Source organism: Leptotrichia sp. (genome assembly GCF_057270615.1).
This window is the reverse complement of the sequence record NZ_DBHIXN010000014.1, coordinates 1-26712: the sequence shown is the minus strand read 5'-3', so window position 1 is coordinate 26712 and position 26712 is coordinate 1. Positions and strand designations below refer to the sequence as shown.

General features: G+C 29.5%; 36 protein-coding genes. 9 read left to right on the top strand and 27 right to left on the bottom strand.

Annotated features, from left to right (window positions below):
* Window positions 1-897, bottom strand: coding sequence for a quinolinate synthase NadA (nadA, locus tag ACO409_RS04305; RefSeq protein WP_485555164.1), 897 nt, complete (start codon window positions 895-897; stop codon window positions 1-3).
* 267 nt (window positions 898-1164) lie between these two features.
* Here nadA and ACO409_RS04300 point away from each other — a divergent pair, with 267 nt between their 5' ends.
* The 4 genes from ACO409_RS04300 (at window position 1165) to ACO409_RS04285 (ending at window position 3679) form a co-directional block, all read left to right on the top strand.
* Complete coding sequence (locus ACO409_RS04300; RefSeq protein ID WP_485555162.1) at window positions 1165-1425, top strand: hypothetical protein; 261 nt, start codon at window positions 1165-1167, stop codon at window positions 1423-1425.
* A gap of 392 nt (window positions 1426-1817) precedes the next feature.
* Complete coding sequence (locus ACO409_RS04295) at window positions 1818-2447, top strand: adenylate kinase (RefSeq protein WP_146964915.1); 630 nt, start codon at window positions 1818-1820, stop codon at window positions 2445-2447.
* A gap of 32 nt (window positions 2448-2479) precedes the next feature.
* Complete coding sequence (map, locus tag ACO409_RS04290) at window positions 2480-3253, top strand: type I methionyl aminopeptidase (RefSeq protein ID WP_485555160.1); 774 nt, start codon at window positions 2480-2482, stop codon at window positions 3251-3253.
* Between the two features lie 48 nt (window positions 3254-3301).
* The gene (locus ACO409_RS04285; protein ID WP_485555159.1) at window positions 3302-3679 is read left to right on the top strand and encodes a DUF1304 domain-containing protein; all 378 of its coding nucleotides are present in this window, start codon (window positions 3302-3304) and stop codon (window positions 3677-3679) included.
* A 119-nt stretch (window positions 3680-3798) separates the two neighbouring features.
* Here the strand turns inward: ACO409_RS04285 and ACO409_RS04280 are convergent, their stop codons facing one another.
* From ACO409_RS04280 to glmS, 5 genes are all read right to left on the bottom strand, one after another.
* The gene (locus tag ACO409_RS04280) at window positions 3799-4968 is read right to left on the bottom strand and encodes a hypothetical protein (protein ID WP_485555157.1); all 1170 of its coding nucleotides are present in this window, start codon (window positions 4966-4968) and stop codon (window positions 3799-3801) included.
* A gap of 51 nt (window positions 4969-5019) precedes the next feature.
* Entirely contained in the window at window positions 5020-5901 is an 882-nt protein-coding gene (locus tag ACO409_RS04275; protein WP_485555155.1) for a hypothetical protein, read from the bottom strand.
* 115 nt (window positions 5902-6016) lie between these two features.
* On the bottom strand, window positions 6017-6781 hold the full coding sequence (locus ACO409_RS04270; protein WP_485555153.1) for a site-2 protease family protein: 765 nt from the start codon (window positions 6779-6781) through the stop codon (window positions 6017-6019).
* Between the two features lie 694 nt (window positions 6782-7475).
* Window positions 7476-7775, bottom strand: coding sequence for a hypothetical protein (locus ACO409_RS04265; protein ID WP_485555151.1), 300 nt, complete (start codon window positions 7773-7775; stop codon window positions 7476-7478).
* A 50-nt stretch (window positions 7776-7825) separates the two neighbouring features.
* Window positions 7826-9655: a glutamine--fructose-6-phosphate transaminase (isomerizing) gene (gene glmS, locus ACO409_RS04260; RefSeq protein ID WP_485555149.1), complete on the bottom strand. Its 1830-nt coding sequence runs from the start codon at window positions 9653-9655 to the stop codon at window positions 7826-7828.
* A 558-nt stretch (window positions 9656-10213) separates the two neighbouring features.
* Here glmS and ACO409_RS04255 point away from each other — a divergent pair.
* From ACO409_RS04255 to ACO409_RS04235, 5 genes are all read left to right on the top strand, one after another.
* Window positions 10214-11092 (top strand): peptidyl-prolyl cis-trans isomerase, encoded by an 879-nt coding sequence (locus ACO409_RS04255; protein WP_485555147.1) that lies wholly within the window; start codon window positions 10214-10216, stop codon window positions 11090-11092.
* A 172-nt stretch (window positions 11093-11264) separates the two neighbouring features.
* Window positions 11265-12779 carry a hypothetical protein gene (locus ACO409_RS04250; protein WP_485555145.1) on the top strand — a complete coding sequence of 505 codons (1515 nt, stop codon included), beginning with the start codon at window positions 11265-11267 and terminating at the stop codon, window positions 12777-12779.
* A 232-nt stretch (window positions 12780-13011) separates the two neighbouring features.
* On the top strand, window positions 13012-13761 hold the full coding sequence (gene phnC, locus ACO409_RS04245) for a phosphonate ABC transporter ATP-binding protein (RefSeq protein ID WP_485555143.1): 750 nt from the start codon (window positions 13012-13014) through the stop codon (window positions 13759-13761).
* Between the two features lie 12 nt (window positions 13762-13773).
* Window positions 13774-14568 carry a PhnE/PtxC family ABC transporter permease gene (locus ACO409_RS04240; protein WP_485555141.1) on the top strand — a complete coding sequence of 265 codons (795 nt, stop codon included), beginning with the start codon at window positions 13774-13776 and terminating at the stop codon, window positions 14566-14568.
* A gap of 48 nt (window positions 14569-14616) precedes the next feature.
* The gene (locus ACO409_RS04235) at window positions 14617-15423 is read left to right on the top strand and encodes a PhnE/PtxC family ABC transporter permease (protein ID WP_485555139.1); all 807 of its coding nucleotides are present in this window, start codon (window positions 14617-14619) and stop codon (window positions 15421-15423) included.
* 316 nt (window positions 15424-15739) lie between these two features.
* Here the strand turns inward: ACO409_RS04235 and secY are convergent, their stop codons facing one another.
* The 21 genes from secY to rplC form a co-directional block, all read right to left on the bottom strand.
* A complete protein-coding gene (gene secY, locus ACO409_RS04230; protein ID WP_485555138.1) occupies window positions 15740-17047 on the bottom strand; it encodes a preprotein translocase subunit SecY in 1308 nt (435 codons plus the stop codon).
* 46 nt (window positions 17048-17093) lie between these two features.
* Window positions 17094-17708, bottom strand: a complete 615-nt coding sequence (gene rplO / locus ACO409_RS04225; protein WP_485555136.1) for a 50S ribosomal protein L15 — start codon at window positions 17706-17708, stop codon at window positions 17094-17096.
* Window positions 17709-17713: 5 nt separating this feature from the next.
* The gene (rpmD, locus tag ACO409_RS04220; protein WP_006806072.1) at window positions 17714-17893 is read right to left on the bottom strand and encodes a 50S ribosomal protein L30; all 180 of its coding nucleotides are present in this window, start codon (window positions 17891-17893) and stop codon (window positions 17714-17716) included.
* 20 nt (window positions 17894-17913) lie between these two features.
* Window positions 17914-18423, bottom strand: a complete 510-nt coding sequence (rpsE, locus tag ACO409_RS04215) for a 30S ribosomal protein S5 (RefSeq protein WP_485555134.1) — start codon at window positions 18421-18423, stop codon at window positions 17914-17916.
* An 18-nt stretch (window positions 18424-18441) separates the two neighbouring features.
* A complete protein-coding gene (gene rplR, locus ACO409_RS04210; protein ID WP_485555132.1) occupies window positions 18442-18804 on the bottom strand; it encodes a 50S ribosomal protein L18 in 363 nt (120 codons plus the stop codon).
* 13 nt (window positions 18805-18817) lie between these two features.
* Window positions 18818-19351: a 50S ribosomal protein L6 gene (rplF, locus tag ACO409_RS04205; protein WP_485555130.1), complete on the bottom strand. Its 534-nt coding sequence runs from the start codon at window positions 19349-19351 to the stop codon at window positions 18818-18820.
* 32 nt (window positions 19352-19383) lie between these two features.
* Complete coding sequence (gene rpsH / locus ACO409_RS04200; protein ID WP_485555128.1) at window positions 19384-19779, bottom strand: 30S ribosomal protein S8; 396 nt, start codon at window positions 19777-19779, stop codon at window positions 19384-19386.
* 23 nt (window positions 19780-19802) lie between these two features.
* Entirely contained in the window at window positions 19803-20090 is a 288-nt protein-coding gene (gene rpsN / locus ACO409_RS04195) for a 30S ribosomal protein S14 (protein ID WP_485555126.1), read from the bottom strand.
* A gap of 30 nt (window positions 20091-20120) precedes the next feature.
* Entirely contained in the window at window positions 20121-20675 is a 555-nt protein-coding gene (gene rplE, locus ACO409_RS04190) for a 50S ribosomal protein L5 (RefSeq protein WP_485555124.1), read from the bottom strand.
* Between the two features lie 25 nt (window positions 20676-20700).
* Complete coding sequence (rplX, locus tag ACO409_RS04185; RefSeq protein ID WP_485555123.1) at window positions 20701-21084, bottom strand: 50S ribosomal protein L24; 384 nt, start codon at window positions 21082-21084, stop codon at window positions 20701-20703.
* 16 nt (window positions 21085-21100) lie between these two features.
* Complete coding sequence (gene rplN / locus ACO409_RS04180) at window positions 21101-21469, bottom strand: 50S ribosomal protein L14 (protein ID WP_485555121.1); 369 nt, start codon at window positions 21467-21469, stop codon at window positions 21101-21103.
* A gap of 97 nt (window positions 21470-21566) precedes the next feature.
* Window positions 21567-21827: a 30S ribosomal protein S17 gene (rpsQ, locus tag ACO409_RS04175; RefSeq protein ID WP_485555119.1), complete on the bottom strand. Its 261-nt coding sequence runs from the start codon at window positions 21825-21827 to the stop codon at window positions 21567-21569.
* An 11-nt stretch (window positions 21828-21838) separates the two neighbouring features.
* Window positions 21839-22030 (bottom strand): 50S ribosomal protein L29, encoded by a 192-nt coding sequence (gene rpmC, locus ACO409_RS04170; RefSeq protein ID WP_485555117.1) that lies wholly within the window; start codon window positions 22028-22030, stop codon window positions 21839-21841.
* Window positions 22030-22455, bottom strand: a complete 426-nt coding sequence (gene rplP, locus ACO409_RS04165; RefSeq protein WP_147004422.1) for a 50S ribosomal protein L16 — start codon at window positions 22453-22455, stop codon at window positions 22030-22032. The genes rpmC and rplP overlap by 1 nt, the downstream gene beginning before the upstream one ends.
* 1 nt (window position 22456) lies before the next feature.
* Window positions 22457-23113 carry a 30S ribosomal protein S3 gene (gene rpsC / locus ACO409_RS04160; RefSeq protein WP_018451264.1) on the bottom strand — a complete coding sequence of 219 codons (657 nt, stop codon included), beginning with the start codon at window positions 23111-23113 and terminating at the stop codon, window positions 22457-22459.
* Window positions 23114-23128: 15 nt separating this feature from the next.
* A complete protein-coding gene (gene rplV / locus ACO409_RS04155; RefSeq protein ID WP_018451263.1) occupies window positions 23129-23467 on the bottom strand; it encodes a 50S ribosomal protein L22 in 339 nt (112 codons plus the stop codon).
* Between the two features lie 103 nt (window positions 23468-23570).
* A complete protein-coding gene (rpsS, locus tag ACO409_RS04150; RefSeq protein ID WP_485555114.1) occupies window positions 23571-23840 on the bottom strand; it encodes a 30S ribosomal protein S19 in 270 nt (89 codons plus the stop codon).
* Window positions 23841-24101: 261 nt separating this feature from the next.
* Window positions 24102-24929, bottom strand: a complete 828-nt coding sequence (gene rplB / locus ACO409_RS04145) for a 50S ribosomal protein L2 (RefSeq protein WP_485555112.1) — start codon at window positions 24927-24929, stop codon at window positions 24102-24104.
* A 180-nt stretch (window positions 24930-25109) separates the two neighbouring features.
* A complete protein-coding gene (gene rplW, locus ACO409_RS04140; protein WP_314393820.1) occupies window positions 25110-25394 on the bottom strand; it encodes a 50S ribosomal protein L23 in 285 nt (94 codons plus the stop codon).
* Window positions 25394-26038 (bottom strand): 50S ribosomal protein L4, encoded by a 645-nt coding sequence (gene rplD / locus ACO409_RS04135; RefSeq protein ID WP_485555110.1) that lies wholly within the window; start codon window positions 26036-26038, stop codon window positions 25394-25396. Before rplD ends, rplW begins: the two co-directional genes overlap by 1 nt.
* A gap of 21 nt (window positions 26039-26059) precedes the next feature.
* Window positions 26060-26686: a 50S ribosomal protein L3 gene (gene rplC, locus ACO409_RS04130; RefSeq protein WP_485555108.1), complete on the bottom strand. Its 627-nt coding sequence runs from the start codon at window positions 26684-26686 to the stop codon at window positions 26060-26062.
* Between the last annotated feature and the right edge of the window lie 26 nt (window positions 26687-26712).

Here is a 26712-nt window from a genome sequence, read left to right as displayed (position 1 = left end):
TCAATCCCCTGCCAATTCTAACATTCTTTCCAAAGGAATTAGAGCTTTTTTAGCTATTTCATCATCAACTTTCAGTTCATCTCCACCTTCCGTCAAAATTTTTTCAATTTTTTCCAAGGTGTTTTTCTTCATACTTCTGCATATCAAAGCATCTGCAAAATGCAATTTTTTATTAGGAGCTTTCTTATATATTTCAAATCTAATTCCTCTTTCAGTTACAATTATAAATTCATCTCCCTCTTTTAAAGCCTCAGCGATTATCCCGCTTGTACTCCCAATATAGTCTGCTAGTTCCAAAATTTCTTCCTTGCATTCTGGATGAGCCAAAACTTTTGCATTAGGATATTCTTCTTTTAGTTTCTTTACATTTTCTAAATGCACTAAATTATGTACACAGCAATAACCTTCATTTAAAATAATATTTTTATTTTTTACTTGTTTTGCGATATACGAGGCTAAATTTCCATCAGGAACTATGAAGATATTTTTTTCTTTTAATTTACTTACAATTTTAAGTGCATTGGATGAAGTTATGCAGACATCACAATGTGCTTTAATTTCAGCTGTCGAATTTATATAACATACTACTGCCAGATCATTGTACTTTTCTCTCATTTCTTTTATTTTTTTTATAGTTATCATATGTGCCATAGGACAGTCGGCATAAATATCAACCATATACACTGTTTTTTCTGGATTTAAAATTTTTATGCTTTCACCCATAAAATATACTCCTGCCATTATTATGGTCTTATTTTTCAGCTTTGTCGCAGTCTTAGCTAAATAAAAAGAATCTCCAACATAGTCAGCAATCTCCTGTACATCTCCATCTACATAATAATGAGCTAAAATCGCCACATCTTTTTCTTTTTGTAATTTTTTTATTCTCTCTTTCATTGCTCCTCCTAAAGTATTCCATAAAATTTCCTAATATTGTCAACCCCTCCTGCTTAAAAAGCTAAATTATTCCAAAATAGAAACAATATTTATTTTCCTAGTCTAATTATAACTTAATTTTCAAAAAAAATCACTAAAAAAATAATTTTTTTTAAACATAGATTTCAAATAAATTTTACAATGTTTTTTAATGAAAATGTGCTACAATATTTTAAGACAGTTTTTTATTGTTAAAAAAATAATTTTTAAGGAAGGGAAGATGATAGAATGAATATCAGAAGTCTTATTAAAAAAATGATTCTAATTTTTGGAGTTATTGGAATCTCACTTACAGCCTTTGCAGCACCTAGAAGAAATAACAAAGTCGTATATGTAAAAAAAGAGCCAACTCGTAAAGTAGTAGTTAGAAGAAGATACATTTTCGTGAAAGTTCCTAAAAAGAAAAATTCAAAAGTAGTATACGTAAAAAAAGAACCTACACGTAGACAAAGAGCTGCCGCTAGAGCGAGAGCTGCCAGAAGAAGATAATTTAACCAAAAATAGCAATAAGTCTCTGACTTTTACAAGCGGGAGATGAATTGCTTTTTTTTATAAATGCTATGTTTGTTGAGGCTTTGAATATAAAAGAAAGAAAAAGAAAATGGAACTCAGTTTTTGACAGAAGATGAAGCAATAAAAAGATATAAAGAAATTTTATCTGAATTACAAAGTTAAATATTAGAATTTTTTTAACACATAATAAAAAATAATATAATCGTTGTTGCAAAAGACAGCGGTTATTTTTTATTTCCAAATTAAATTCACTATTTTTTAAAAAAATTGAAAAAGAAAATTGAAAAATAACTATTAAAATGTTAAAATTAAGTATAGATAAATAATTTAGAAAGGAGCGATATTTTAAATATCGAATAATAATAATTATGAATATAGTATTATTTGGAGCACCTGGAGCAGGGAAAGGGACTCAGGCAAAAGAATTAATTAAAAAATATGAAATTCCTCAAATTTCAACTGGAGATATTTTAAGAGCGGCAATTGCTAATAAAACTCCACTTGGACTGGAAGCAAAAAAATTGATGGATGAAGGAAAATTAGTTTCAGACGATATTGTAAATGGACTTGTAGAAGCAAGACTTAAAGAAGATGACTGTAAAAAAGGGTTCATTTTGGATGGATTTCCAAGAACTGTGGCTCAAGCCAAAGAACTTGACAAAATTTTAGCAAAATCAAATAGAGAAATCGAAAAAGTAATTGCACTTGAAGTAAGCGATGAAGAAATCATCGAAAGAATTACAGGAAGAAGAGTTTCTAAAAAAACTGGTAAAATCTACCACATAAAATATAATCCGCCAGTTGACGAAAATCCAGAAGATTTGGAACAAAGAGCAGATGATAACGAAGAAACAGTTAAAAAAAGATTGGCAGTTTATAATGAACAAACAGCACCAGTATTGGATTTTTACAAAAAACAAAACAAAGTTTACAGCGTAGATGGTGCCAAAAAACTAGAAGAAATTACAAAAGATATAATTGATATTCTGGAAAAATAAATAAAAACAAGAATTTAGAAAGAAGAAGAAAAATGATAATTTACAAAACATTAGATGAAATAAAAAAAATCAAAAAAGCTAATGAAATAATCGCAAGACTTTTTGAAGATGTATTGCCAAAATATATAAAACCTGGAATAAGTACTTATGAATTAGATAAAATTTCAGAAGATTACATTAGAAGCCAAGGTGCAATCCCAGGAACAAAAGGATACGACATAGGAAGCCCATATCCTCCATATCCAGCTGCAACTTGTATTTCTGTAAACGAAGTTGTAGTACATGGTATTCCTAGCAAAAAGCAAATTTTAAAAGAAGGGGATATTTTAACAATTGACACAGTAACAGTGCTTGATGGATATTTTGGGGATTCTGCAATTACTTATGCTGTTGGAGAAATTGATGAAACTTCTAAAAAGTTGATGGAAGTTACTGAAAAAGCAAGAGCCATCGGAATTGAAGCGGCACATGCTGGAAATAGAATTGGTGACATTGGACATGCTATTCAAGAATATGTGGAAAGTTTTGGATTCTCACTTGTAAGAGATTTTGCAGGACACGGAGTTGGTAAAGAAATGCATGAAGATCCAATTATCCCGAATTATGGAAGAGTTGGAACTGGAGCTAAAATTGAAGATGGAATGGTAATTACAGTTGAGCCAATGGTAAATGTCGGAACTTATAAAGTAAAAATATTACCTGATATGTGGACTGCCGTTACAAAAGACGGAAAACGTTCAGCCCAATATGAACACAGTTTTGCCATTATTGGTGGAAAACCTGTAATTTTAAGTGTAAGAGATTAATGAAAAAAAATATAAAAATAAAAAATATAATGAAGGGAGAGAATTAAATTGAGCATACTGGCATTCATATTAATATTATTCGTGGCAATGGAACATTATTACATATTAATTCTTGAAATGTACCTAAATGAAAGTAAATCTATTCAAAAAAACTTTGGATTAGAACTAGATTTTCTAAAAGATAAACGTGTAAAAAAAATGCTGGCAAATCAAGGACTATACAACGGTTTTCTTGCCTCAGGATTAATGTGGAGTTTAACCGAAAGCGGAGAATTTCAATTTCAAATTGCAATTTTCTTCCTGATTTGTATTATTTGTGCAGCAATCTACGGTTCTGTAACAGTTTCAAAAAAAATATTCTTATTACAGGGAGTCCCTGCATTAATAGCTTTTATTTTATTATTATTGCCATTAATAATTTCATAATTTTATATAATAAATGCATCTGAAATGGAAAAAAGTTTTAGGTGTATTTTTTTATAAATAATAACAAGGGGTCAATAACCCCCTGCCACAAGTTTATTCACAAAATCTAATTTTAAAAATCAACCTTTTATATGTTTTTTACTATTTTTATCAGGATTTTCAATTTTATCCTTCTCTTTTTTTCTCTCATTTTCCAAAACTTCATCTAAAAGTTTTATTACTCTTGTATTCTCAAATTCTTTTCTGTATTTATTTATTACACTTTCATCAGCAACTGCAAGCATTTGAGCAACTGCTAGATAAAGTGCTAATTCCGACTGCTCGTTAAAATATACATCTTCATAACTTACATCCTTTGTTGAAACGTTATCCAAATAATATTTTACTGCACTTTCTGCTCCATAATTCATCATATTTTTGGCTATTTCTATTTCTGCAACTTTTAACTCAAATCCTCTTACAAAATCATCTGAAATACCAAATTCCTTCTGATTTTTATCAATTTTAAAATAATCTGCTATTCGTCGATATTTAGTAATTTCTTCTTTTTGATTTTTTACATTATCTTTTCCATTATCAAGAATTTCTTTTATGCTTTCAGAATAAGTTTGATTACTTTCTTTATTATCTTCTGCTTCGTCTGAATCGTTATCGTCTTCTTCATATTTATTTTGTATAATTCCTTTTTCATTATCATACAAAAAACCATCTGGAAGATCATTTACTTCATTATTACTACTTTTATCTTCTTCAGATAAATAATCTCCTAGTGTATTAAAAAACAAGACCATATCCAAATTATCATTTAATATTTCAATCAAATCCATTGCTGGTGTTCCCTTATAACTTCTTTTTAAAAGATTGTAATATTTTTCAGAATTTTTTTCATCGCCTTTTAGCTTATAATAACTAAATTCATCTGATAATCTGTCAAATTTTGATGAATATTTTGAAATCTTGTCCATATATTGTCTTGCTTTTTTAAAGTCTTTCTGTTCTCCAATCATATATGCACCAGCAATAATTTCTCCTAAAGTTTCATTCCTCTCGTCTTTTTCAAAAATTTCCTTTAGTCTTAAAAAATCATCATTTTCTTTACCATCTTCCGCAAAAAAATTTCTTTCATCTCTAATATCATATTGAAGTTTTATAGTTTCGTCAATAATATCCTGCTTTATTCCAATTTTAGAAAGCTTATCCTGTGTAAGCTCTGCCCGTGTATACGCCGATAATTTTGAACTTAATCCAAGCAATAATGGCAATGATAGCGATGCAAACAATTTTTTCATAAATCCCTCCTGTTTTTATATAAATCTTTTTTTACATTTTACTAAATAGTATCAATTTATCATTTTGGCCAAAAAATCCTTATCTTTTTCAGTTTCTTTTTGAATTTTGTTAGCAATCCAAGTATCTTCCAATTTTGCTCCATTGTTTATTTTAAGTACGACTTCCTTTATTTCCTCATTCATTATTACAACATTAAAGTAAAGTATTACTTCAGCACGAAGATTATAATTTCGTATTTCATTACTAACATCATCATTTACAACATTATTCAGATACTCGGCAACAGCCTGCTTTACTTCACCTTTATCAAATAGTCCACGAATCTTATTTAAATAATAAGTCAATTTCATAAGATGGTACTCTTCATCAGAAACTCCTATTTTTCTTCTTTCGCTTTCATCTTTTAATAATTTTAGAACTTTTTCTGTCAGCATCTGCTTTTCATCAGGATTCTTTGCTACAAAAATTTTTGATAATGCTATTATCGCAGGATCATTGTATTTTTTAGGAATCTCATTCATAATTTTTTCAAATTCAGATGTATTTCCTTGATCTAGAGCATACATCATTTTTGAAAAAGTTTTTGTATATTCATAAGGCGTATATTTTTCAAATAAATCCAGATATTTTTTATAATCTCCGCTTATTTTTGATTCAAAAATAGTAATTAATGCTTGTGCGGCTATATAATTTCTTTTGTCTTTTTGAAGAAGATTTTCCAGTTTTTCGACTCGCTCTCGTATGATTTTCTCATCTTCCTCAAAATATTGCGTATCACGTATTTCATAATCCAACGCAATTGTTTCATCAATCAATTCCTGCTTAACTCCAAGTTTTGACAATGTTTCCTGAATTTTTTCCCTTTGTGTAAATCCATATATTTCAAAATTCATCATTAAAAATATTCCTAAAATCAAAAATAATTTTTTCACCTTTACCACATCCTTAAAATTTTGATAAAAACATCTCCTTTAACATTTATTGTACAATATAAGTATATCCTACATTTTTGATTTTTAAAAATTTTTTCTTGATTTTTTTTAAAATTTAAAACATCAAATTAAAATGAATTCCTGCTAATTTTAAAAAGAACTCCACAATTGCTATAAATCCATTCGTTAAAATTCCACTTCCAAAGTAAACTATTGCAAATATAATTAAAATTCCATATTTTTCAATTTTGTTATAAAACTTTCTTACTTTTTCACCAGAAAAAGAATAAATTATTCTTCCTCCATCCAAAGGTGTGATTGGTATCAGGTTAAATATGCCAAGAAGCAAATTTATTAGATATGCATAAAGAAGAACTGTCATAAAAATATTTTCAATATCCAGATATTTTCCAAGAAATTTTAATAAAAGAAGTGAAACTGCAGCAATTATAAAGTTCACAACTATTCCAGCTATTGCAACACAAAATAATCCAAGCCGATGCGGTCTTAGATTATCAAAATTTACTGGAACAGGCTTTGCCCATCCTACCAAAAACTTAAATCCACTCAAAAGTATTAAAATAGGCAAAATTATCCCTGTCAAGTCAATGTGCTTTAAAGGATTCAAAGTTATTCTTCCTTTTATCTTAGCTGTATCATCTCCAAATTTATGAGCCACATATCCATGTGCCACTTCGTGAAGAGTCATTGATATTACAAAAATCACAAGTGAAATTATCATATCTCTCGAAATTTCTACCACAAAAAAAATTCTTGCAATAAAATAAATAATAACTGCTATAATGACTCCCAGCTTTATTCCCGAATACTCTGGATTCAAATTTTTAAATCTATCATAATAATCTTTTAATATTTTCACAAAATTTCCTTTCCAAATTTGACTTTACATAATATTTTTTATTCATTTCTCAAATTCATCACCCAATATCCAATTCCTATTGTATAAATTATATCAAATTTTCCCAAAAATAACAAAACATTTTAAAAATTTGATGGATTAAAGTATTCAAATCTTTTTTTACAAATAAAAAAAACAACCTTATGTAAAAGTTGTTGCTTTTAACGAATAATTTAATCCTTGTTTTAATGGATACTCTAATGAACATGAACAAATTTTTAATGCGAAAGCGATTACGTTTCAATCCTTATTTTAATGGATACTCTACTTTAACTTGGACGCAAGAATCCTGTTTCATTTATTTCTTAATCGTTTCAATCCTTATTTTAATGGATACTCTACTTTAACCCGTACTTTTGAGAAAATTCTTTATTTATCGGTGTTACAGAGATTTTTTCAGACATTAAAATCGCATTTTTTTGACTAATTTTTGTTATTTTTTGCTGTTTTTTTGGCATTTTCCGTAACTCCTAGCCTGCATTTTTACTGGCTTTCAATAGATTTTTCCCTGAATTTTTTACTTTTGGTAGTGGCAGGAATTTTTACTACAAACTTATTTTACCACATTTTTTTGATTTTTCAAAATTTTTTTTAAAAAATGGAGTACCATAACTGATACTCCAAATAACTTCTTTTTGCTACATTTTTGTTTTAACTATTTTTTAAACATTCCAGTAACTTTGCCAGCTAAGTCCTTTGCTCCTTCCACAGTTTTATCCACTGCTTTTTCAGCACCTTTTTCCACATCTTTAACAATTTTGTTATTTGCTGCTTTATTAGCCAAGTCTTTTGCACCTTCTACTGTTTTTTCAAAAACTTCTTCAGTTCCTTTTTTAATATTTTGAGCAACTTCGCTTCCTGCAATTTCCTTTGTTTTGTCAGCCAAGTCTTTTGCTCCATCTACAGTTTTTTTCAATGCATCTTCTGCACCTTTTTTTAAATCATCGAATTTCATAATTTTTTCCTCCATTTTTTTTATTTATAATTATTAAATAACTATCTTTTTTATTCTACAGTTACTGATTTTGCCAAGTTTCTAGGCTTATCAACATCATTTCCCTTTAATTTTGATAAATAGTATGCCAATAACTGATGAATTACGATTGTAGGGAATCCTGCATAATCATCTTCGACATCTGGAATATAGAATACTTCATCTGCCACTTCTTCTACAACTGTATTTCCTTCTTTTGCAATTGCAATAACATAAGCTCCTCTTGATGTAACTTCTTTTATATTTGATACTGATTTTTCAAATAAGTCAGATTGCGTAGCATTAACCACAACAGGCACTCCATCTGTAATAAGTGCAATTGTTCCGTGTTTTAATTCTCCTGAAGCAAAGGCTTCTGAATGAATATATGAAATCTCTTTAGATTTTAAGGCACCTTCTACAGCAATTACATAGTCAAGCCCACGCCCAAGATAGAACATGCTTTCACTATTTTTAATTTTATCTGCAACATCTTTGATTTTTTCATCGTATTCCAGCATTCTTTGGATACTTTGCTCCACTTCATACAATTTTTTAATATCCTTAGCCACTTCATCTTTTGTAATTTTACCAAATTTATATGCAAAATCAATTGCCATCAAATTTAAAATTACCATTTGAGTAGTATATGCCTTTGTAGAAGCAACGGCAATTTCAGGCCCTGCCCAAGTATAAATAACATGATCTGCCTCTCTTGCCACTGAAGATCCTACTACATTTGTAATTGCAACAACTCTTGCCCCATGTCTTTTAGCCTCTTTCATAGCTTCAAGCGTATCTAATGTTTCTCCAGACTGACTCAACACGATGACTAATGCCTTATCATCAATTACAGGATTTCTATATCTAAATTCAGAAGCAATATCAACATCTACACGTATTCTAGTTTTTTTCTCAATAATATGCTTTCCGGCAAGCCCTGCATGATAAGCAGTTCCACAAGCCACAATATAAATATCGTTAATTCCACTCAAATATTCCTTTGTAAGCCCCGCATCATCAAAATTAATGTTGTAATTTTCATCAACTCTGCTGTTTAATGTTTTCACAAGAACTTCTGGCTGCTCAAAAATCTCTTTTTCCATAAAATATTCATATCCACCTTTAGAAGCAGCTTCCAAATCCCATTCAATATGAGTTATTTCTCTTTTTTTCTCATTTCCGTCAACATCCATAATTTTTACAGAATCTTTTTTTATTTCTACAATTTCATTATTTTCAATCAAATAGACATCTCTTGTATATTTTAAAATAGCAGGGATGTCAGACGCGATAAAGTTTTCTCCCTTTCCAATTCCAACTATTAATGGACTTTCCTTTCTAGCCGCAATAATTCTATCAGGCTCCTTAACAGACATAATTCCAAGTGCATAAGCACCTTTTATAACTTTTAACAATTTTTTTACTGTTTCAAGTATATCCCCTGTATAAAGTTCATCCAATAAATGTGCCACAACTTCCGTATCAGTTTCTGATTTAAATTCATATCCTTTTGCAATTAAATCTTTTTTTAGTTCCAGATAATTTTCAATAATTCCGTTGTGAACAACAACTAATGTTTTATCTTTGTTAAAATGAGGATGTGAATTTTCATCAGATGGTTTTCCATGAGTTGCCCATCTTGTATGCCCTATTGCAACAGTTCCTGAAAGCGGATGTTTTTTTAATTCATCAGCCAAATTTTTCAATCTTCCCACTTTTTTCACAATTTCAAATTTTTCACTTCCAGTATTAACAGCGATCCCAGCTGAATCATATCCTCTGTACTCTAATTTTTCCAACCCGTCAATAACAAATTCCTGAGCATTTTTTGATCCAATGTAACCTACAATTCCACACATAATTTTTCTCCTTTAATAATATAAAATTACTAGAAAATGTTACTATAATAATTTTGTAATTTCAATTACTTGAAATTTTTGTATATTATTAAGGCTGTAACCACCTAAAGAGCATCCGCCGATATTTCGATAACTCTTTTCCTCGTCTTCTTTTCTATAGTGAACTAGCTTCTTGGGAAGTATCTGCTTTTGCTAGCCAAATATATTTACCAAGCTCTTCGGGCAGTCCCTGCCCTGACTATGAGTATTATACCGTATAAGAGCTGTTATTTCAAGCTATATTCTGCAATTCATCTCCCACTTATAGAAGAAAGAGACTTCTTGCTAAATATTGTTAAATATTTCAAAAGAACAGGCGCTTTTCAAATTTTTACTTTCTAGTTTAAAAGATTATATCAAATTTTTTATATTTTTTCAATACATATACAAATTTTTTAAAATAAATAAAAAATTATTGCGTCTTTTATTTAATTAGTTTGAAATGTTTGTGATGTTGTGATATACTAAGGTTATAAATCTAGAAACTTAAATAAAAAAATTAAATTGGAGGATTTTAAAATGAATAATAAATTAAAAATGGGTATTTTAACAGCATTATGCTTATTTGCATTATCTTGTGGAAATGGACAAAATGGAAAGGTAGTATTTGAATCACCAGATAAAAAGATAAAAGTATATGAAAATGAAGTTGATATTGAATTGGAAAAGAATCTATTTTCCAGCGGTATTGCACAAAAAGATCTTACACCTGATCAAATTAAACAAATGAAACAATCTATTATTAGAAATATTGCTTTGAACAGAGCTCTTGCCATAAAAGGTAAAGAAGAAAAACTTGACAAAGATAAAAAATATACAGAAAATCAAAATGTTATAAGAGAACAATTATTAGCAAGTTTGACTTTAGTTAATGAAGTTAACAGTAAAGTTAAAGTTACCGATGAAGAAGCTAAGAAATATTATGATGCAAACCCTGCTGCTTTCACTCTTCAGGAAGATTCTGCAAAATTACAGATTATTCCATTTAAAGCTACAGACGCTGCAACAGCAAATCAAGTATTAAAGGATGTTCTTGCAAATCCTAACAATTTTACTGCTTATGCACGTAAATATAATTCAAATATTGCTGGAGTTTCTGAAAATGGAGAAACTCCTGTAATTCCAGATAGCCGTTTAGGTGCTTTAGGTACAGCTATAAAAAATGTATCAGCTGGACAAATTGTTAACAGTGTAGTTAAAGTTGATAACGCTTTATATGTTGTAAAAGTATTGGAAAAGAACTCTAAAGGTTTGATTCCTTTTGAAAAAATTAAGGAAACTATAAAAACTCAAATAAGAAATCAAAAAAGACAAGTTGAACAACAAAATTATTTAAAATCTATATCTGACGAATTTAAACTTTCAAATATAGATGATGCAATAAAAAATGTTAAATAATTTAACAAAAAATATCACACATAAACTATCATTAGAGCTTTATAAAAATACACAAATAAAAAATTACAACTCATAATTAACAAAAGCAGATAGTTTACAAATTACCCTAAAAATCCCATTACTTTAGTAGTGGGATAAAGGGGATTAAATAATATTAAAAAGGAGGGTTTTTGTGAAAATTTTGAAATACCTGCTAAGTATTGTATTATTAATATTAATTATATCACTTTTTGGTATTATGTTTTCTAGTAATATTGTTTCATTTATGACAAAATCCAAACATTCTAAATTTTATAATGTAAAATATTCTGTAAAAAATAGTCAAATGGTTTTTGATAATTTTACGGTTAATGGAAAAAATCTTGGAAAAGGACATGCTACAATTGGAATAATACGAACTGGTCTGTTTAAACTTGTACCAAAATTAACAATCTCTAATCTAAAGCTGGAAAATGTAAACTTAAACAGCATTTATAAAGAAAAAAATTCTCAAATTGATACTTTTACAGAAAAAATAAATTCCCTTAGCGCTCAAGAAAAAGCAAGTAAAACAACTGCTGATTTTATTAAGGAAACAACAGATAAGGCAACAGCTTTAACAACTAATACTGATAATCTTATCAATAACCAGTGGAAACAAAACATTGAAAAAATTAATACCATGAAAAAAAATTATGCAGAAACTACAGACTTGAAGAGCAAAGCTCAAAAAATTGTAGAATTAAATAATGAAATTAAGCCACTTGTAAAATCTATAAATTCTGAAAAAGAAAATATTGAAAAAAGTATTTCCGAAATCGAGCTAGAAAGAGATATTGCACTTGAAAATATTTCTGATAACCTAACTAAACTCGAAAAAGAAATTTCATTAAATGACTTTAATAACAATTCCAACAGCAATGTTCAAAATATGAATCTTTATATATTCCTAGATAAAGGAAAAGACTTAGAAACTTCATTAAATACGGCTTTAAAAGCTACTAACCTTATAAAGGAAATAAAAGATTTAAATATTAGAATTTCAGATGTGGATATTAACGAAGGAAAAATTGTAGCTAAAGGGCTAAATGGAAATATCTCGCAAGTAAATGGCGAAGTCTTATTGCCAAATAATTCAAAAGCATTAATAAAAGGTCAAAATAATGATTATGAAATTACTTACAACAAAGATAATTTTACTTCTAAAACTTTATTTACAATGAATAAAATAGGTTCAGTTATTGAATATTCAAAAAATGATTTAATTGAAGGAAAAATTGTAAAACTTGCTTCAGAACTTATTATGGAAAATAATAATTTCAAAAATTTAAATCACACTGTCTTAACTGATGAGGAAAAAACATTGCTAACTCAAAAAATCGAAAATTTGAGAAATAACAATTATCAGCAAATTATGGCAAAATATGAAGAAGATAACAAAAATATTGAAACATTAATTAATACAGTTTATGCACAAAAAGACAAACTTGATAAATTAGAAAGAGATTTACTGTCACTTGGAACTATTATAACAGTTGAACAGTCTACTGCAATTAATGACAATACTCCACAAAATAATAATCAAAATAACGCATCAACTATTAATATAAACAATACAAATTCTAATAATAATGATAATATAAATAATAATGCCGAAAAACAAAATGGCAGCCAAAATACTAATAAAATTAATATTGGAATTAGATAAATTTTATAACAGGCATACCTCTAATGATATGCCTTATTTTTTAAAATATTATTTGTATGGTAAAACTATGCTCTATAAAAAAATATAAATTATATTTTCCTATTTCCTAACAAGAGAGCATCAGCCTCTTGCATAACAAAAATTATAACAAAGTTATTATTTTAAGAAAAAATTTTATAGTAAATCCACTATTTAAATCAGAAATAATATAAATTTTAGAAAGGAAGTTTTTATGTTATTAAGTATAAAGAATATTTCAAAAAAATATAACAATGGAACAACTGCCTTAAAAAATGTCTCATTTGATGTGGAAAAAGGTGAATTTATCTCTATTATTGGACCGTCAGGTTCTGGAAAATCAACACTACTTAGAAGTATTAATAAAATGATTGATATTTCCCAAGGTTCGATTTTATTTGAAAATAGAAATATTGAAAATTTAAAAAAAAGAGAAATTGAACTTGTAAGACGTGAAATCGGCATGATTTTTCAAAATTATAATCTTGTGGAAAGGCTGACTGTTATTGAAAATGTGCTTCATGGGCGGCTTGGATATAAATCGGTATTTGCTGGAATACTTGGAATTTATTCAGAAGAAGAAAAAAAAGATGCTTTTAATTTTTTAGAAAAAGTAAACATGACAAAATATGCCTACCAAAAGTGCAACGAACTTTCAGGTGGACAAAAGCAGCGTGTAGGAATTGCAAGAGCAATAATGCAAAAACCAAAACTGCTTCTCTGCGATGAACCAATAGCTTCACTTGATCCCAAAACTGCTGAAAATATAATGGACTACTTAAAAAAAATTGTTTCTGAACTAAAAATTACATGCATTGTCAATCTTCATCAAGTTGATATTGCAAAAAAGTATTCCAATAGAATTATTGCATTAAATGAAGGCAAGAAAATTTTTGATGATAGAACAGATCAACTTACAAATGACATGATTGATCTTATTTACAAAGATGAAGAACATGCTTAATAAGGAGGGATTATGAATTTAAATGAAAAAGATATTTTTAAGCAAAGATTTTATTCTAAATTTATATTTGTACTAATAATTATTTTACTTTATGTAATGTCCTCTATTATTTCAGGATTTCAAAATGGAATGGCATTCTCCTCAATTCCAGCAGGAATTTTTTGGTTATTACAAAAATTTATTCCTACACAAAATGCTATTCAATATTTTCCAGAAATCATAACTTCTGCTCTGCAGACAGTTCTACTTGCTATAACTTCCACAACGATTTCAGCAATATTTGCCCTATTTCTCGCAATAATTGGCTCAAACTCAACTGGAATCAATATTTTCACAAAAATTATAACAAAAGTAATTGCTTCATTTTTTAGAAATATGCCAATTGTAGCCTGGTCATTAATACTTGTATTTTCTTTCAAACAAAGTCAATTTACGGGATTTCTGGCATTGTTTCTAATTACATTTGGATATTTGACACGTGCCTTTTCTGAAACAATCGATGATACAGCAAATGATGTGATAGAAGCGTTAAAATCAGTAGGAGCTTCGTATTTTCAAATAATATTTTGTGGAATTATTCCAAGTACAGCTTCTCAACTTTTATCTTGGCTTCTATTCTTTATAGAAACTGGAATACGTGAATCAACATTAGTTGGAATATTAACAGGAACTGGAATCGGATTTACATTTAACTTGTATTACAAAAGTTTCCGTTATGATGCCGCTGGACTTGTAATTTTAGTTGTTACAATCATTGTAGTTGGTGTAGAAATGCTTTCAAACAAACTTAGAAGCGAATTAATGTAAAATATTTGAATAATTTCTTTAATAAAAAAAAGGAAGGTGAATATTCTTTTGGAAAAAATAAAAATAAAAAAACTTACAAAATCAAAAATTTACTTATACACAACTTTATCTATATTATTAATTATTACAGTTTATACTTTATTCACAATGGATTTTGGCGGTGTCAATATTTTTAAAGCAACTGGACATTTTTTTAAGGACTTAAAAACAATGTTTTTTTCTCCAAAGCTATCTAATAGATATACTTACATTCAAGTATTTCAAAGTCTTGCTGTAACAATTGCTTTATCTATCCTTACAACGATTATTGGTTCATTTATAGCATTGTTTTTATCCTTTTTTGCATCACAAAATCTTTCTAATAAATATTTATCAAAAACTATAAAATTAGGTATATCTCTTATTCGAGCAATCCCAACAATATTATGGGTTATGGTATTTTCGGTCGTTGCAAACATCGGAGTAGAGGCAGCAATTATTGGAATGACTTTTCACAGTGTTGCCTATCTTGTAAAAGCCTATTCTGAAAGTATTGAAGAAATAGATAACGGCATCATCGAAGCATTAAAGTCAACAGGAGCTTCCTTTTGGAAAATCATTTTTCAAGGAATTTTACCAAGCACTATAACTTCCATTTTATCTTGGACTTTTATACGTTTTGAAATAAACTTTACAAATGCAGTTTTAGTTGGAGCTGCCGCTGGAGCTGGCGGAATTGGATATGATATGTTTATGTCTGGAACAATGTATTTTGATATACGTGAAATTGGAGTATTTGTATACTTAATATTTGGCGTGGCAATTATATTGGAATTTATTTCATATTTATTAAGAAAAAAATATTTAAAAAATTAAAATTTTTAACTTATATTATTTACATAGTTTTGGATACTCCAATTAATGTAAAAATTATACTATTCCCCTCCCACTTGTAGAAGAGGGAGATGAATTGCAGAACATAACTTGAAATAATAATTATTATATGGCATAATGCTCGTACATCAGGGCAAGGACTGCCCAAAGAGCTTATTTGGCTAACAGAAGCAGATACTTCCCAAGAAGCTCACACTTCACTTCTAAAAGTGGGAGTAGTTCACTAAATAAAAAAATCTCTAAAAAGAATTTTACCTAGTTAGAGATTTTTTATTTTATATAGAATTAAATTTTAATATTAACGATGTCTTTTATTTACAAAACTCTTCATATGTTTAACTGCCAAGAATGAGTCTATTTGCAATAATATTTCTACTGCAGTCCCAACCAAAATCAATAAACTTGTTCCTCCAAGCATTACTGGAAGATTTAAAATATATCCAAACCATATATTAGGCATAATACCTAATAGTGATAAGAATATTGCACTTCCAAATGTTACTCTTGTAGTAACTTTTTCCAAATAATCAGCAGTTTCCTTTCCAGCTCTTACTGTTGGAATTGTTCCACCACTTTGCTTTAAGTCATCTGCAACTTTATCTGGATCAAAAGCAATTGTAAGCGTATAGAAAAATGAAAATACTGTAATCAATATTGCAAATAATAGCAAGTAAAAAACTCCTTTAGGCTCAAATTGAGCTGTTAAAAAGTTTTTTAAATTTCCAGTTTTCATCATTGAAATTAAAAATGATGGTGCCGCCATCAATACTGATGCAAAGATTATTGGCATTACTCCAGACATATTTATCTTTAATGGCAAATATGTTCTTTTTCCAACTGTACTTTGTCCACCACCAAATCCAAGGCTTCCTTTTCCAGCATATTGAATAGGAATTCTTCTTTCTGCTAACTGAATAATTACCATCAACGCAATAAATATTATAAATACTATTAATGACAATCCTAACAAAACTTTTCCCATTCCACTAGGTAATCCAGTAAACATAGAACTAATAACAGATGGTAATCCTGCAACGATATTTAGGAAAATCAACATTGATGTACCATTTCCAATACCTCTTATTGAAATTCTTTCAGAAATCCACATTAAAAATGAAGTTCCACCTGTAATCAAAACTACTGTACTAAGAACAAATTTAGGACCTGGTTCCAATACTAATCCTTGATTTTGCATTAATATTGCAATCCCAAAAGATTGAATTATTGCAAGTACAATTGTTACATATCTTGACCATTGAGTTATTTTATCTCTTTCTTTTCCACCTTCCTTTTGCATTTCATCTATTTTAGGAAAAATTACTCCTAATAATTGAAATACAATGGAAGCATTAATGTAAGGGACAATTCCCAATGCAAAAATTGAAGCTCTTTCAACAGCTCCACCCGAAAATAAATTTAAAAATTGAGCAATCGCATTTCCTTGCTGGAAATTTTTAAAAGCTTCTGTATTAATTCCAGGAACTGCTATATGAATTCCAACTCTTGCAACCATTATCATAAGTAATGTAAACGTTACTCTTTTTTCTAATTCAGGTATATTAAAAATAGCTTTTACCCTACTTGATACTGCTTCAGCTAGAGTCAATTCTACCACTCCTTTAATGTATGAAGAAAAAGCAAGATATTAAATCTTACTTATCTCCATCTTCTTTTTTATTATTTCCTGCTTTAGCTGAATATGATCTGATTTCTAATAATTCTACACTTCCTCCAGCTTTTTCAATTAATTCTTTAGCTGCTTTTGAGATTCTGTGTGCTTTTACAGTTAATTTTTTATTAACTTCTGTATTCCCTATAATTTTTAATAAGCTAGTAAATTCTTTTTCTTTTACATAAGCCTCAACATTTGAGTTTAAGTATTCTTTTACAGCTCTTTTTCCTTTTGCATTTCTCAATGCTCCATCAGAATATTTTTTTATAAATTTAGGGTTTTTTACTATTCCATTTTCAACTAATGTTTGTAAGCTAACTACATCTCCATCGTTAAATCTTTCAACAATATCAGACAATGCAATTGCTATAATATCTTTCTTAAATGGTGCATTAGAAAATCCTCTTTTAGGGATTCTTCTAATAATAGGCATTTGTCCACCTTCAAATATAGGTGATACATAAGAACCTGATCTTTGTTTTTGTCCATTATGACCTTTACCAGCAGTTTTTCCCCAACCAGTTCCGTGTCCTCTTCCTACTCTTTTTCTTTCTCTTTTCGATCCAGCAGCAGGTCTTAATTCATTAAGATTCATTTATTCTAAACCTCCTCTACTTTAAGTAAATAAGAAACTAATTTAATTTTTCCTTCAATATCAGCAGTTTTGTTATGAACTGCACTTTGACTGATTTTTCTTAATCCAAGTGATTTTACAGTCGCAACATGATTAGGTTTTCTTCCATTAATTCCTTTTACAAGTGTTACTTTTACTTTAGACATTAATTTTACCTCCTAACCTATTATCCTAAAATTTCTTCAACTGATTTTCCTCTAAGTCTTGCTACGTCTTCAAGAGAACGTAATTGCTTAAGACCTTCTAAAGTTGCTCTTGCAACGTTATCCTTAGTTTTTGAACCTCTAATTTTTGTAAGCACATCAGTTACACCTGCTAGCTCAAGTAATTCCCTAGTTGCTGAACCGGCGATAACTCCTGTCCCTTTTGAAGCTGGTTTTAATAACACACTAGTTGCATTGTATTTACCAATTTGTTCATGTGGTAATGTCCCACCTTTTAATGAAACATTTACTAAGTTTTTCTTGGCATTTGCAATGGCTTTTCTAATTGCATCAGGTACACCGTTAGCTTTTCCTAAACCAATACCTACTTTTCCTTTTTCATCTCCAACAGCTGCTAATACTGAGAATGAAATTCTTCTTCCTCCTTTAACAGTTTTAGAAACTCTGCTTATTCTTAAAAGTCTTTCTTTATATTCACTTTCTCTTTCTCTGTTATCTCTATCTCTAGCCAAAATAAATCCTCCTTATCTTTAGAATTTTAATCCTGCTTCTCTTGCAGCATCTGCCACAGCTTTAACTCTTCCTGTGTAAATATATCCTCCTCTGTCGAATACAACAGTAGTAATTCCTTTATCTAACGCTTTTTTAGCAATTCTTTCACCAATTTGTTTAGCTGCTTCGATATTTGAACCTTTTTCAATTTTTGCACCTTTTTCAATAGTTGATGCAGAAACTAGAGTATTTCCTGTTGTATCATCAATTACTTGAACAAAGATGTTTTGTAAACTTCTATACACAGCAAGTCTAGGTCTTTCAGCAGTTCCAACGATTTTTTTTCTAATACTTCTATGTTTTTTTTGTCTTAATTTATTTCTATCAAGTTTTTTTACCATTAAAATCTACCTCCTATCCTTTCTTACCTTCTTTTCTTCTAATTACTTCATCAGCATATTTAATTCCTTTTCCTTTGTAAGGTTCAGGTGGTCTTTTTGCTCTGATGTTTGCTGCAACTTGTCCAACTAATTGTTTGTCAATTCCTTCAACAGAAATTTTAGTATTTCCTTCAACTTTGAAAGTAATTCCTTCTATTGGCTTAATTTCAACTGGGTGTGAATATCCTAAAGATAAAGTTAATCCTTTTCCACTAGATTGTACTCTGTATCCTACTCCGACTAATTCCAATCCTTTAGAAAATCCTTCACTTACTCCAACAATCATATTGTTTAAGTTTGCTCTTGTAGTTCCATGAAGAGCTCTAGTATTTGGTAAATCATTTGATCTTTCAAATACAATTTCATTACCATCAATATTTGCTTTAATTTCATCACTTAATTCTCTTACCAATTGCCCTTTTGGCCCTTTTACAGTAAAAGTATTCCCATCCTGCTTAACTTCAACACCAGCAGGTATAATTATAGGTTTTCTACCTATTCTTGACATTGTTTATCCTCCTAATTTATAAAATGCGTAAATTACCACACGTAGCAAAGAACTTCTCCACCTACGTTATGCTTTCTGCATTCCTTGTCTGTAATAACACCTTGTGGTGTTGAGACAATGGCAATTCCTAATCCACCTAATACTTTAGGCAAACTTTCTACAGATGTGTAAACTCTTCTTCCAGGTTTTGATATTCTTTTTAACCCTTTAATAACAGCTTCTCCATCTACAACTTTCAAAGATACAACTATATTTTTTATAGCTCCTTCTTCCTTAATTTCGTAACCGTTTATATATCCTTCATTTTTTAATATATTTGCTATACTTTCTTTAATTTTTGAAAATGGTACTGCAACTTGTGCATGTTTAGCCATGTTTCCGTTTCTGATTCTAGTAAGCATATCAGCAATAGGATCTGTTAAATACATTAATTCTTCCTCCTCTCAAAATATTACCAACTTGATTTTTTTACTCCAGGGATAACTCCCTCTCCTGCTAATTGTCTAAACATAACTCTTGAAATACCAAATTCTCTCATAAATCCTCTTGGTCTTCCGTTAATTTGACATCTATTTCTAACTCTTGTAGGTGATGCATTTCTTGGTAATTTAGATAATTCTAAAACTGCTTCACGATCACCTTTTTTAGCTCTTGCTTTTAATTCAGCTCTTTTAGCTGCATATTTATCAACTATTTTTTCTCTTTTTAAATTTCTTTCAACCATTGCTTTTTTAGCCATTGATTAAATTACACCTCCTTCAAAATAACACTATCTTGCAAACGGCATTCCAAATGCTTTTAATAAAGCTCTTCCTTGCTCATCAGTTTGTGCCGTAGATACAATTGTAATTCCTAATCCAAAGATTTTATCAACTTTATCAATTTCAATTTCAGGAAATACGATTTGTTCTCTTAGTCCTAATGTATAATTTCCTCTTCCATCAAATCCTTTAGGTGAAACACCTTCAAAATCTCTTACTCTTGGTAAAGTAATACTGATTAATCTATCTAGAAATTCATACATTTTTTCTTTTCTCAATGTAACTTTTACTCCAATTTTTTGTCCTTCTCTTAATTTAAATCCAGCTTCTGACTTTCTAGCTGCTCTTGCTACAGGCTGTTGTCCTGTAATTTGTGCCAATTCAACGATAGCTGCATCTATTAATTTAGGGTTGCTTGCTGCTTCACCAATCCCCATATTAACTATTATTTTATCTAGTTTAGGTACTTGCATAACATTAGACAAGTTTAATTCTTTCATCAATGATGAAACAAGTTCATCTTTATATAATTTTTGTAATCTTGGAATATATTTTTCAGCCACTTATGACATCCTCCTCTCTAAAATACTATATTTCATTACCAGATACAACTGATATTCTTACTTTCTTTCCATCTCTTATTTCTTTTCTTACTCTTGTAGGTTTTTTTGCCCCTTCATCCCAAAGCATTACTTTAGATGAGAAAATTGGCATTTCTCTTTCTACAACTTCGCCTTGTGGGTTCATTGCATTAGGTTTGATATGTCTTTTTTTAATATTAACACCCTCAACAATTATTTTTCCAGTTTTTGGGAAAACTTTTAATACTTTTCCAATTTTTCCTTTATCTCCAGTTTGTGTACTGTTTTCATTACGTAACAAATCTTTTGATCTACCACTAATTACAATAACCGTATCTCCTGTTTTAACATGTAATCTTCTAGGTACTGATTTTAAGTTTGGTTTAGCCACGTTTAAACTCTCCTTCCTATAATACTTCTGGTGCTAGAGAAACTATTTTCATAAAGTTTTTAGCTCTTAATTCTCTTGCTACAGGTCCAAAAATTCTTGTCCCTCTTACTTCTAATGCAGTATTTAAAATAACTGCCGCATTATCATCAAATTTTATATATGAACCATCTGCTCTTTTTAATTCTTTTCTTGTTCTAACGATTACAGCTTTTACTACATCACCTTTTTTAACGTTTCCGTTTGGTATAGCTTCTTTTACAGTTGCTACTACGATGTCTCCTATTTTACCGAATCTTTTTCTTGATCCACCTAATACTCTAATAACCATGATTTTTTTAGCTCCAGTGTTATCAGCGACATTAAGAATCGTTTGTTGTTGAACCATTTAAAATTTCCTCCTCTCAAATATTAACTCACGCTATTTGCCTTTTTTTTAATATTGAAAATAAAATATTATTTTTAATTTTATTGATAAAATAGAACTATTTAGCTCTTTCTAAAATTGTAACAACTCTCCATCTTTTATCTTTACTTAATGGTCTAGTTTCCATAATTTGCACTTTATCTCCGATTCCACATTCGTTGTTTTCATCGTGTGCTTTATATTTTTTAGAAGTTTTTACTCTCTTTTTATAAAGTTTATGTAATTTCATTGTTTCCTCAAGAACAACTACAGTTTTATCCATTTTATTTGAAACAACGATTCCTTCTCTTACTTTTCTTTCGTTTCTTTTATTTTCCACTCTTGATCCTCCTATTTACCAGTTTTTTCAGTTACAACAGTTTTTAATCTCGCTATTGTTCTTTTAACATCTCGTATTTTAGCAGTGTTTTGTAATTGTCCAAGAGTTTTTTGAAATTTTAAATTAAATAATTCTTGTTTCAATTCATTTACTTTAACTTCCAATTCTTCCAATGATAATTCTCTAATTTCTTTAATTGTCATTACTTATCACCACCTACTTCTTCTTTTCTTACAAATTTAACTTTGATAGGTAGTTTATGTCCTGCTTTTCTTAATGCTTCTTTGGCTTTCTCTTCTGATACTCCACCAACTTCAAACATTACTTTATCTTTTTTAACTACTGCTACCCAACCTTCTGTATTACCTTTACCTTTACCCATTCTTGTTCCTTCAGGTCTTTTTGTATAAGGTTTATCAGGGAATATTCTAATCCAAATTTTACCTTCTCTTTTAAACGTTCTGTTGATTGTTACCCTACAAGCCTCAATTTGTCTTGAAGTAATCCAACCAAATTCTTTAGCGGCAAGTCCAAATTCACCAAAATCAACTTTGTTTCCTTTAGTTGCTACGCCACCCATTTTTCCTCTGAACTGTTTTCTATATTTCGTTCTTTTAGGTATTAACATATTATTCGTTTTCTCCTTCCTTTGTAGTAGAAAGAACTTCACCATTAAATATCCATACTTTTAATCCTAAAGCACCGTATGTAGTGTGTGCAGTAGCTGTTGCATAATCAACATCTGCTCTTAAAGTATGTAGTGGTACTCTTCCTGAAAGTGTCCATTCACTTCTTGCAATTTCGGCACCATTCAATCTTCCCGATACCATAACTTTAATTCCTTTAATCCCAGCTTTTTCTGCCCTTTGAATAGCTTGTTGAACTGCTCTTTTATAAGCAACCCTTTTTTCAATTGCTGTTGCAATGCTTTCTGCTACTAATTGAGCGTCTTTATTAGGATTTTTAATTTCTTGTACTTTAATTTGTACTCTTTTACCAGTTAATTTTTCTAATTTTACTTTTAAAGCTTCGATTTCTTGACCTTTTCTACCAATTAAAATTCCAGCTTTTCCAGTTTCTATAATAACTGCTACTTCTGTAGGTGATGTTCTTTCTATTTGAATAGAAGAAACCCCCGCGTGGTAATAGTTTTTCTTAATATATTTTTTTATTTTTAAATCTTCATGAAAATTATTTACGTACTCTTTCCCCTCAGCGAACCATTTTGAATCCCAAGTTCTTGTGATTCCTAATCTTATCCCCCTAGGATCTACTTTTTGTCCCACAGACTTACCTCCTTATTAATCTTCTTTTTCATCAACTTCTACTGTGATGTGAGCTGTTGGTTTTCTGATAATATCAGCTCTTCCCATTGCTCTTGGGCTGATTCTCTTTAATACAGGTCCTTTATCAATTAATATTTTTGAAACAAATAATTTATCTGGATCCATATTATTATTATGTTCAGCATTTGCAATCGCTGATCTTAATGTTTTTTCTATATATAATGCTGCTTTTTTGTTAGTAAATTTTAATATGTTCAATGCTTGTAATGCGTTTTTCCCTCTTACAATATCAGCAACTAATCTTGCTTTTTGAGGGCTTAATCTTTGGTATTTCAATTTAGCTACAACTGCCATTCAAAGTCCTCTCCTTTCCAATGTATATCTATTAATTAACAAGTGAACTGCTCCTACTTTTACAAGTTAGAGATTTCGCTGTTATGTTTGTTAAAGTCCTTTATTATTTAACTTTTTTTGCATCTTTTCCATGTCCATAGAAAGTTCTAGTTGGTGCAAATTCACCTAATTTATGCCCAACCATTTCCTCAGTTACATATACAGGGATATGTTTTTTACCGTTATATACAGCAAAAGTATGTCCAATAAATTGAGGGAATATAGTTGATCTTCTAGACCATGTTTTAATAACTTGTTTTTTACCTCCCAATGCTTCTATTTTTTCTAATAAATATGCATCAACAAAAGGTCCTTTTTTTAATGAACGAGCCATTCTTTCCTCCTTATTTCATTTTTTAAATCGAGAAATGTTACTCAATACATCTCATCTTAATTATTTAGTTCAATGTATTAAGCAATGTTTTTATATTCAGCCAAATTTTCTTTTACATGTAATCTGTATATTTGACTGGCACAGTCCATTTCTACGTTTTTTATGTGAGTTACTCCCACTTCTAAAAGTTGGAGACTTCTCGTTAAGTTTATTAAAAATTCTATTATTATATTTTCTCGTATTAAATTAATTTTTAAACAACTATTTTTTTCTTCTTCTAACAATGAATTTATCGCTAGATTTTTTACCTCTAGTTTTCTTACCAAGAGTAGGTTTACCCCAAGGTGTAACTGGTGATTTTCTACCAATTGGAGATCTTCCTTCTCCTCCTCCATGTGGGTGATCTACAGGGTTCATTACTGATCCTCTAACATGAGGTTTTCTTCCTAAATGTCTATTTCTTCCAGCTTTTCCTAATGATACTAATGAATGTTCAGAATTTCCTACTGCTCCAACTGTTGCCATACATTCTTTATGAATCAATCTTAATTCTCCAGAAGGTAATTCCACGTGACAGTAAGTTCCTTCTTTTGCAACAAGTCTTGCAGCTGTTCCTGCAGATCTTGCTAATTGTCCACCTTTACCAGGCATTAACTCAACGTTATGAATAACTGTCCCTATTGGTAAATCTTTTAATTTCAATGCATTTCCAGGTTTAATATCTGCACTTTCCCCAGCTAATACAACATCACCTTTTTTAAGTCCATTTGGAGCTAAAATATATCTTTTTTCTCCATCAACATAATGTAGCAATGCAATATTTGCAGTTCTATTTGGATCATATTCAAGAGTTACAACTTTTGCTGGTACTCCAATTTTATTTCTTTTCCAGTCGATTACTCTATATAATCTTTTATGTCCTTTATGTCTGTTTCTACCTGTTCTATGTCCATAGTTGTCAATTCCGTAAGATGAATTTAACGGTTCAACTAAAGATTTCTCAGGTCTTACCTTATCTAATTCCTTATTAACTAATATCGACATATGCCGTGTCCCACTAGTTATCGGCTTTAATTTTTTTATTGGCATAACTTACTTTCCCTCTCTTCCTAATTTTACGTTTTAATTTTTAATTAATTATTTAAAACTTCCATATTTTATATAACTTGTTTATTATAGCATTTTTATTAAATAATTTCCACAAAAAAATTTATTTATTTTACTTTTTTAAAATTAAATTTAAAAATCAAAATAAATTTTATGTTTTAATTATCCTTCGTAAGCTGTAATTGATTCTCCAGCTTTTAACTTAACAATTGCTTTTTTGATAGCAGCTGTTTTATACATTGACATTCTGAATCTTTTGTTTTTTGGTTTGATGTTTAAAGTATTTACACCTTGAACTTTTACATTGAATAATTTTTCAACCGCATCTTTAATTTGAAGTTTATTTGCTCTTTTATCTACGATAAAAACATATTCATTATTTTCCAATAAAGTTCTCGCTTTTTCTGTATTAATTACAGGTTTTTTTATAATATCAGTAATATGCATTATGCTAGCACCTCCTCGATAGTTGCAAGAGCTTCTTTAGTTAAAATTACTTTGTCTTGTTTGATTAACCAGTAAATGCTTAAATCTCTTGTATTAATTGATGAAATTTTTTCAATATTTCTAGTTGATAAGTATAAGAAATAATCTCTGTCAACAGTATCAACATCATCATTTGTTACATATAATTGTTTTAAACCGTCAAAGTTTAATGCTTTTGCAAAATTAATAAATGTTTTTGTTTTTGGTACTTCTAATGCAAAATCATCTAATACAATTAAATTTCCTTCGTTAATTTTTGTTGCTAAAGCTGATTTTAGAGCTAATTTTCTAACTTTTTTATTTACTTTTTTAGTATAGTCTCTCGGTTTTGGTCCATGAACTACTCCTCCACCTACCATATGTGGTGCTCTTGTAGATCCTTGTCTTGCTCTTCCTGTTCCTTTTTGTCTAAAAGGTTTTCTTCCTCCACCTCTTACTTCTGCTCTTGTTTTTGTTGAAGCCGATCCTTGTCTTGCTTCAGCTAATTCTGCTACTAAAACTTCGTGCATTACGTGTTTATTTGGTTCAATTCCAAATATGTCATTATTTACTTCAATAGTTCCTGCTTGTGAACCGTCTAATTTATATATATTTAAAACTGGCATGTTATCCTCCTCTCTTTCCTATTAATATTTTTTTACCGATTTTTTGATTACTAAAAATCCATTTTTTGGTCCTGGAACAGCACCTTTTACTAATAAAAGACTGTTTTCTACATCAAATTTAATAACTTGCAAGTTTTGAACTGTTACTTTTTCAGCTCCCAATCTTCCAGCCATTTTTTTACCTTTAGGTACGTTACTGTTTGATGCAGCACCACCTGCGTTAGAACCTCCAAGTCTATGGTTTCTTGAAACCCCGTGAGTTGCTCTGTTTCCACCAAAATTATGTCTTTTCATAACTCCAGCAGTTCCTTTACCTTTTGAAGTTCCAGAAATATCAACAAATTCGATACCTTCTAATACGTCTACTTTGATTTCTTGTCCCAATTTAAAATCAGCCGGATTAGCTACTTTAAATTCTTTAAGAAATCTTTTTGGAGTAATTCCTGCTTTTTTAAATATACCTAATAATGGTTTAGTAGTATTTTTTTCTTTTTTATCTCCATAAGCTAATGTGATAGCATTATATCCTTCTTTTTCTTCTGTTTTAATTTGTGTAATGAAGTTAGTTCCTGCTTCGATTACTGTAACTGGAATTAATTTTTCATTTTCAAAAATTTGTGTCATTCCGATTTTTTTACCTAATATCATTTTTTATTTTTCCTCCTTAATATATT

What these genes read in the sequence shown, in the direction of transcription:
- nadA (WP_485555164.1), bottom strand. Translation starts at nt 897, where the DNA reads ATGAAAGAGAGAATAAAAAAATTACAAAAAGAAAAAGATGTGGCGATT.
- ACO409_RS04300 (WP_485555162.1), top strand. Translation starts at nt 1,165, where the DNA reads ATGAATATCAGAAGTCTTATTAAAAAAATGATTCTAATTTTTGGAGTT.
- ACO409_RS04295 (WP_146964915.1), top strand. Translation starts at nt 1,818, where the DNA reads ATGAATATAGTATTATTTGGAGCACCTGGAGCAGGGAAAGGGACTCAG.
- map (WP_485555160.1), top strand. Translation starts at nt 2,480, where the DNA reads ATGATAATTTACAAAACATTAGATGAAATAAAAAAAATCAAAAAAGCT.
- ACO409_RS04280 (WP_485555157.1), bottom strand. Translation starts at nt 4,968, where the DNA reads ATGAAAAAATTGTTTGCATCGCTATCATTGCCATTATTGCTTGGATTA.
- ACO409_RS04265 (WP_485555151.1), bottom strand. Translation starts at nt 7,775, where the DNA reads ATGAAATTCGATGATTTAAAAAAAGGTGCAGAAGATGCATTGAAAAAA.
- glmS (WP_485555149.1), bottom strand. Translation starts at nt 9,655, where the DNA reads ATGTGTGGAATTGTAGGTTACATTGGATCAAAAAATGCTCAGGAATTT.
- ACO409_RS04255 (WP_485555147.1), top strand. Translation starts at nt 10,214, where the DNA reads ATGAATAATAAATTAAAAATGGGTATTTTAACAGCATTATGCTTATTT.
- phnC (WP_485555143.1), top strand. Translation starts at nt 13,012, where the DNA reads ATGTTATTAAGTATAAAGAATATTTCAAAAAAATATAACAATGGAACA.
- ACO409_RS04240 (WP_485555141.1), top strand. Translation starts at nt 13,774, where the DNA reads ATGAATTTAAATGAAAAAGATATTTTTAAGCAAAGATTTTATTCTAAA.
- rplO (WP_485555136.1), bottom strand. Translation starts at nt 17,708, where the DNA reads ATGAATCTTAATGAATTAAGACCTGCTGCTGGATCGAAAAGAGAAAGA.
- rpmD (WP_006806072.1), bottom strand. Translation starts at nt 17,893, where the DNA reads ATGTCTAAAGTAAAAGTAACACTTGTAAAAGGAATTAATGGAAGAAAA.
- rplR (WP_485555132.1), bottom strand. Translation starts at nt 18,804, where the DNA reads ATGGTAAAAAAACTTGATAGAAATAAATTAAGACAAAAAAAACATAGA.
- rplF (WP_485555130.1), bottom strand. Translation starts at nt 19,351, where the DNA reads ATGTCAAGAATAGGTAGAAAACCTATAATTATACCTGCTGGTGTTGAA.
- rpsH (WP_485555128.1), bottom strand. Translation starts at nt 19,779, where the DNA reads ATGTATTTAACAGATCCTATTGCTGATATGCTTACTAGAATCAGAAAC.
- rpsN (WP_485555126.1), bottom strand. Translation starts at nt 20,090, where the DNA reads ATGGCTAAAAAAGCAATGGTTGAAAGAAATTTAAAAAGAGAAAAAATA.
- rplN (WP_485555121.1), bottom strand. Translation starts at nt 21,469, where the DNA reads ATGGTTCAACAACAAACGATTCTTAATGTCGCTGATAACACTGGAGCT.
- rpmC (WP_485555117.1), bottom strand. Translation starts at nt 22,030, where the DNA reads ATGACAATTAAAGAAATTAGAGAATTATCATTGGAAGAATTGGAAGTT.
- rplP (WP_147004422.1), bottom strand. Translation starts at nt 22,455, where the DNA reads ATGTTAATACCTAAAAGAACGAAATATAGAAAACAGTTCAGAGGAAAA.
- rplV (WP_018451263.1), bottom strand. Translation starts at nt 23,467, where the DNA reads ATGGCAGTTGTAGCTAAATTGAAATACCAAAGATTAAGCCCTCAAAAA.
- rpsS (WP_485555114.1), bottom strand. Translation starts at nt 23,840, where the DNA reads ATGGCTCGTTCATTAAAAAAAGGACCTTTTGTTGATGCATATTTATTA.
- rplB (WP_485555112.1), bottom strand. Translation starts at nt 24,929, where the DNA reads ATGCCAATAAAAAAATTAAAGCCGATAACTAGTGGGACACGGCATATG.
- rplW (WP_314393820.1), bottom strand. Translation starts at nt 25,394, where the DNA reads ATGCATATTACTGATATTATAAAAAAACCTGTAATTAATACAGAAAAA.
- rplD (WP_485555110.1), bottom strand. Translation starts at nt 26,038, where the DNA reads ATGCCAGTTTTAAATATATATAAATTAGACGGTTCACAAGCAGGAACT.
- rplC (WP_485555108.1), bottom strand. Translation starts at nt 26,686, where the DNA reads ATGATATTAGGTAAAAAAATCGGAATGACACAAATTTTTGAAAATGAA.